The sequence below is a fragment of the Pseudomonas agronomica genome (genome assembly GCF_025917275.1).
GTDB lineage: Bacteria > Pseudomonadota > Gammaproteobacteria > Pseudomonadales > Pseudomonadaceae > Aquipseudomonas > Aquipseudomonas agronomica.
This window is the reverse complement of record NZ_JAOSHO010001001.1, coordinates 1-569: the sequence shown is the minus strand read 5'-3', so window position 1 is coordinate 569 and position 569 is coordinate 1. Positions and strand designations below refer to the sequence as shown.

Annotated in this window: 1 protein-coding gene; it reads right to left on the bottom strand. The window is 58.0% G+C overall.

Features of this window, described 5'->3' with window-relative positions; all coding sequences use genetic code 11:
- Positions 1-37 precede the first annotated feature (37 nt).
- Positions 38-520: a glutathione peroxidase gene (locus OC610_RS28595; RefSeq protein ID WP_264433122.1), complete on the bottom strand. Its 483-nt coding sequence runs from the start codon at positions 518-520 to the stop codon at positions 38-40.
- Positions 521-569: the final 49 nt, after the last annotated feature.

Here is a 569-nt window from a genome sequence, read left to right as displayed (position 1 = left end):
GAGCAAGCTCCCTCGCCACAAAGGTTCAGCGTACGGATCAGGCCAGCGCTTTTTCAATCGCCTGGATCACGGCAGGATCATCCGGCGCCGTACGCGGCGAGAACCGCGCCAGCACCCGACCGTCCTTGCCGAGCAGGAATTTTTCGAAATTCCAGGTGATGTCTCCCGGGAACTCGGCCCCTTCGCCCGCCAGCAGGCGGTATAGCTGATGACGGTCAGGACCGTTCACTTCCAGCTTGCTGGCCAACGGAAACGTCACGCCATAGTTGAGGCTGCAGAACTCCTGGATTTCCTGCTCGGTTCCCGGTTCCTGTCCGGCGAACTGATTGCAGGGCAGGCCCAGCACACTGAAGCCCTTGGCCTTGTATTGCTGATAGAGATTTTCCAGTGCCGCGTACTGAGGCGTCAGGCCACATTTGGAGGCGACGTTGACCACCAGCACGACTTGTCCCTTGAACGGCGCCAGAGCAAGCTCCTGACCATCCAGGGCTTTCAATTTCAGGTCGTGGAAAGCACTCATGACGAACTCCAATTCGCAGATCTTTTCGAAACAGCCGTGGTTGATGCTA

Excerpts from the sequence above, each read along its gene's own strand:
- OC610_RS28595 (WP_264433122.1), bottom strand. The coding sequence starts at position 520 with ATGAGTGCTTTCCACGACCTGAAATTGAAAGCCCTGGATGGTCAGGAG.